The sequence below is a fragment of the Streptomyces sp. MBT65 genome, from assembly GCF_016612545.1.
In the GTDB taxonomy this organism is placed as follows: Bacteria; Actinomycetota; Actinomycetes; order Streptomycetales; family Streptomycetaceae; genus Streptomyces.
The window spans coordinates 1-4799 of the sequence record NZ_JAENRY010000448.1; the positions used below are offsets into that span (position 1 = coordinate 1).

Here is a 4799-nt window from a genome sequence, read left to right on the forward strand (position 1 = left end):
GATCGGCAACGCGCCGACCGCTCTCGAGGAGTTGCTGACGCTGGACGCCTCCCCCGCGCCGACGAAACCGACGGGCAGCCCGATGACGAGCGCGGGGGAGGCGTCCAGCGTCAGCAACTCCTCGAGAGCGGTCGGCGCGTTGCCGATCACCCACAGGGCGCCGGGCCCGACCTCCTCGTAGGCGAGCCGGATCGCGTGTGCCGAACGGGTCAGCCCGGGACCGGACTTGGCGTCCTTCAAGCGGCATACGGTCGGGCGCTGGGTGATACCGGCCGCGACCATCGCCACGTCCACCACCACCGGCGCCCCGGCATGCAGCGCGCTGTGCGCCTTCGCCAACTCGTCCTCGTCCAGGACGAGATCGGACGCGTACTCCAGATCGGCCGCGGAGTGGACGACCCGCTCCACGACCGCGCGGCTCAGCGGCGGGAGGTGCGAGGTGTCCAGCCGGGCGCGCATCCGCCGGTACGACTCCACCTCGATGGGATGCACCACACGGTCCACGGGGGTCACTTGGCGCCCTCCTCTGCTGCCTGCGCCGCCTGCCAGCGGTACCCGCGCGGCGTCACCATGCGCCCCGCGATGTCCCGGGTGGCCGTGTTGCCCACGGTCACCACCGTCATCATGTCGACCGTCGCCGGATCGAGCGCGGCCAGTGTCGTCAGTCGGCTGGATCCGTCGGGCCGCGAGGCGTTCCGTACGACACCCACCGGCGTCGTCGGCTCCCGGTGCTCGGCGAGGATCGCGAGGGCCTTCGGGAGCTGCCAATCCCGGCCCCGGCTACGGGGGTTGTAGAACGTCACCACGATGTCCGCCTCTGCCGCCGCCCGCACCCGCCGCTCGATGATCTCCCACGGCGTGTGCAGATCGGAGAGGCTGATGGAGACATGGTCGTGGCCGAGCGGCGCCCCGAGGATCGCCGCGGCGGCCAAGGCGGCGGTCACGCCCGGGACTCCGACCACGTCGATGTCGTCCGACGCCTCCGCGAGCGCGGGCGAGGCCATCGCGTACACCCCGGCGTCCCCGCTGCCGATCAGCGCGACGGCCTGTCCCTTCCGCGCCTCGGCCACGGCGGTACGGGCCCGCTCCTCCTCGGCGCCGAGCCCCGACTCCAGGACCAGCGTCCCGGGCCGCAGCAGATCGCGGATCTGGTCGACGTACTGGTCGAGCCCCACCAGCACGGCGGCCCGCCGGAGTTCGGCCTTGGCACGCGGGGTGAGCAGATCGCGGGCGCCCGGTCCGAGCCCGACCACCGCGAGCCGCCCGCGCGCGACCCGCCGTACGACAGCACAGGTCGCCATCGCGGGGCGGCCGTCGGCGCGCTCCGACTTCCGCTTGGGGACGAGGAGTTCGCCGCCCAGCGCGAGAGCCGAGGCCTCCGCCACCGACGGTGTGCCGACGGCCGCGAGCGGCGCGGCGGAGGGGTTGGGCACCTCCACGGACGCCAACTCCTCGGCGGAGTAGGTCACCAGCGGCACCCCGAGGCGCCGGGCCGCTTCGACGATGCCGGGCTCGTCCGACTTGGCGTCGACCGTGGCGAGTTCGGCGAGGGACTTCAAGGAAAGCCCGGCGTCAAGCAACGCGCTCTCGACGAGCCCCAGCACCTCGTCCACCGGCGCTCCCTTGGACGCGCCGACCCCGACGACGAGCGACGGCGGCCGGAGTACGACCTCCCGCTCGCCGGGTTCGACCGCGCGATCGGTGACCCGGACGACGTAGGAGCCACCCGCCCCCGACACCGGGAGCGGCGGCAGCGGCCACGCCAACTCGGCCTCCAGGGCGACCGGTTCACCGTCGAGCAGGGCCCGTGAGACCCCGGCGACATCGCCCTCCACGGGGAACCCGAGCGTGTCCAGACCGGGCACGCCCACCGCGTCCGTGGCCGTGGTCACCACGGGCTGCGCGGCGAGCAACTCGCCCACCTCCACGGCGAGTTCATTGGCCCCGCCGCCATGTCCGCCGACCAGCGACACGGCGAACCGGCCGCCCTCGTCGACGCACACGACCCCCGGGTCGGTCCGCTTGTCGTCCAACAGCGGGGCGAGCAGCCGTACGACGGCCCCCGTGGCGAGGAAACACACGAGCTGCTCGCACTCCGCGAACGCGGCCCGGACGGCGTCCCCGACGGGACCCTCGTACACACGCGTACGGTCCGGCCACGCGGCGGCCAGCCGGTCCCGTGCCGTCGCTCCCGCCGCAGTGGCGGAGATGAGGCCGATCACGAGGCAACTCCTTCATTCGACAAGGGGGTTCGGACCCCCCACAGCAGAAAAACGGGATTGGTCGCCGCCAGCCGGGTCACGTCACCCGGCAGCGGCGCCAGCCGGGACGACTGCAACAGCACCCCGTCGACCGCGAACCCGGCACCGCCGAGCGCCTCGCGGACCGCAGGCACCCGGTCCAGCGCGGCCATCGCGACGACCACGGTCCGCCGGGCCCGGCGCGCGCACGCCGTGACGATGGCGGGCAGTTCGCGCCCGCCGCCGCCGACGAACACGGCGTCGGGGTCGTCGAGGTCGGACAGCACGGTCGGCGCCGCCCCGTGCACGGTGTGGATGTCCACGCCGTGCGCCTCGGCGTTGGCACGGATCCGCTCGACACCGTCCCGGGTCTTCTCGACGGCGGTGACGGCGGCGCCGAGCCGCGCGCACTCCACGGCCACCGACCCGGAGCCCGAACCGACGTCCCAGACCAGGTCGCCGAGGTGCGGCCCGAGCCGGGCCAGCGCCAGCGCCCGTACCTCGAACTTGGTGATCATCGAGTCCCGGTGCTCGAACTCCCGCTCGTCCAGCGCCCATTGGGCGGGTCCGACGGCAGCCCCGGCGACCGTCCGCACGGCACCCGTCGCCCGCGCCTCGTCGAGACACAGGACCACGCTCACCGCCGTACCCCAGTCGCGGGCGGCGGCCTCGGCGGGCGTGACCCGCTCGACCCGCTCCTCCCCGGAGCCGAGCGCGGACGCGACGACGAGGACGCGCCCGGCGGCCCGGTGGGTGAGCGCGGCCCCCAGCTCGGCGGGTCCGGCCCCCGGCCCGGTCAGCACGGCGACCTTCGGGTGCGCGCGGCACGCGTTGACCGCCGTACGGAGATCGCGGCCGTGCGCGCTGACGACGACCGCGTCGTCCCAGGTCAGCCCGGAGCGGGCGAAGGCGGTGGCGACGGAGGAGACACCGGGGCGGACATCGAGGGCGGAGCTGGAGAACCGTTCCGCCAGCGCCCGTACGATCCCGAAGAACCCGGGGTCCCCCGAGGCCAGCACGACGACCGGCTCGCCCTTCTCGACGTACGCCTCGATGGTGTCGAGGGCGGGGGCGAGCGGCCCGAGGACGATCCGCTCGGCGCCCTCCGGGACCGTGACGGCGGCCAGATGGCGCCCGCCGCCGACGACGAGCCGGGCACCGGCGAGGACGTCGTCCGCGACCGGCGCGTCCGTCCCCGTACCGACGACGGTGATCACGTGCTCGCACCCCGCGAGCGCAGGGCCCGGCGGGCCTCCGGGTCGGCCTTGCGGAACCCGTGGAAATGGCCCGGGTGGTAGAGGTGCGAGCGGGTGCCGTGGGCGTCGAGGGCCGGGCCGACCAGGAAGAGGGTGTGCTTCCAGAGCTTGTGCTCCTTGACCGTCTCCTCCAGCGTGCCGACCGTGCACTTCACGATCAGTTCCTCGGGCCAGGTCGCCTGGTAGGCGACGACGACGGGCGTCTCCGTCGGATAGCCGCCCTCCAGCAGCTCCCGCACCAACTGCCCGCTGCGGGCGGCCGACAGGAAGATCGCCATGGTCGTGCCGTGGCGCGCGAACTCCCGCACCTCCTCCCCGGGCGGCATCGGCGTCTTGCCCCCGCCGAGCCGGGTGAGGACGACGGACTGCGCGACCTCGGGGATCGTCAGCTCGCGCTGCGCGAGCGCGGCCACGGCGGAGAACGCCGAGACACCCGGGACGATCTCGGTCTCGATGCCGATCGCGGCACACCGGTCGACCTGCTCCTGCGTGCCGCCCCAGAGGGCCGGATCGCCGGAGTGGATACGGGCGACGCGCAGCCCTTCCGCCCTCGCCCGCTCGTACACGGCGACGACGTCCTCCAGCGACATCGTCGCCGAGTCCAGGATCTCGGCGCCCTCGCGCGCGTGGTCGAGGACCTCCGCCTGCACCAGGCTGGCCGCCCAGATCACGATGTCGGCCTCGGCGATGGCGCGCGCGGCACGGAACGTCAACAGGTCGGCGGCGCCGGGGCCGGCACCGACGAAGGTCACCTTGCCGGTGGGGGCGGCAGCGGTTTCGGCAGCGGCCATGGGGTCGGATCCTCTCAAGCGGGACAAACAGAACGGGAACGTCAGTGCACGTGGGGGTGGAGCGGTCCAGGATGTGCGCGAACAGGGGTTGATCGGATAGCAAGGGGACTATGGCGGTCTTCGTCGCGCTCGGCGCGTTCCTGATGACGCTGGCCGGCGGCTGGACGGCACAGCGGGTGACCGACCGCCGCCATCTCGTCCTGGGCCTGGCCGGCGGCCTGATGCTGGGCGTGGTCGGCCTCGACCTGCTGCCCGAAGCGCTGCACGCGGCCGGCCGCGAGGTCTTCGGCGTACCGGCCGCCCTGCTGCTCTTCGTGGCCGGCTTCCTCGTGGCCCATCTGGTCGAACGCCTGCTCGCCGCCCGCCAGGCCTCGCACGGAGCCGAGGAGCACAACGGCCGCGCGCCCGAGGTGGGCCTCACGGCCGCCGCCGCGATGGTCGGCCACAGCTTCATGGACGGCGTCGCGATCGGCGCCGCCTTCCAGGTGGGCGGCGGCCGTGAGGCCCACCTC

4 protein-coding genes and 1 pseudogene are annotated in these 4799 nt (G+C 74.1%); 1 reads left to right on the forward strand and 4 read right to left on the reverse strand.

Going from position 1 to position 4799, the window contains the following annotated elements; translation table 11 throughout:
* From JHN63_RS47755 to cobM, 4 genes are all read right to left on the reverse strand, one after another.
* Positions 1-504: precorrin-8X methylmutase (locus tag JHN63_RS47755; RefSeq protein ID WP_200691401.1), on the reverse strand; the 504-nt coding region annotated here is incomplete at its 3' end.
* 5 nt (positions 505-509) lie between these two features.
* Positions 510-2222: a precorrin-3B C(17)-methyltransferase gene (gene cobJ / locus JHN63_RS47760; protein ID WP_200691398.1), complete on the reverse strand. Its 1713-nt coding sequence runs from the start codon at positions 2220-2222 to the stop codon at positions 510-512.
* Positions 2219-3457 carry a precorrin-6y C5,15-methyltransferase (decarboxylating) subunit CbiE gene (gene cbiE, locus JHN63_RS47765; protein WP_200691399.1) on the reverse strand — a complete coding sequence of 413 codons (1239 nt, stop codon included), beginning with the start codon at positions 3455-3457 and terminating at the stop codon, positions 2219-2221. The genes cobJ and cbiE overlap by 4 nt, the downstream gene beginning before the upstream one ends.
* Positions 3454-4287, reverse strand: coding sequence for a precorrin-4 C(11)-methyltransferase (gene cobM, locus JHN63_RS47770; protein WP_200691400.1), 834 nt, complete (start codon positions 4285-4287; stop codon positions 3454-3456). Before cobM ends, cbiE begins: the two co-directional genes overlap by 4 nt.
* A gap of 110 nt (positions 4288-4397) precedes the next feature.
* Between cobM and JHN63_RS47775 the strand changes: the two are divergent.
* A pseudogene (locus tag JHN63_RS47775) lies at positions 4398-4799 on the forward strand (permease); the annotation flags it as partial.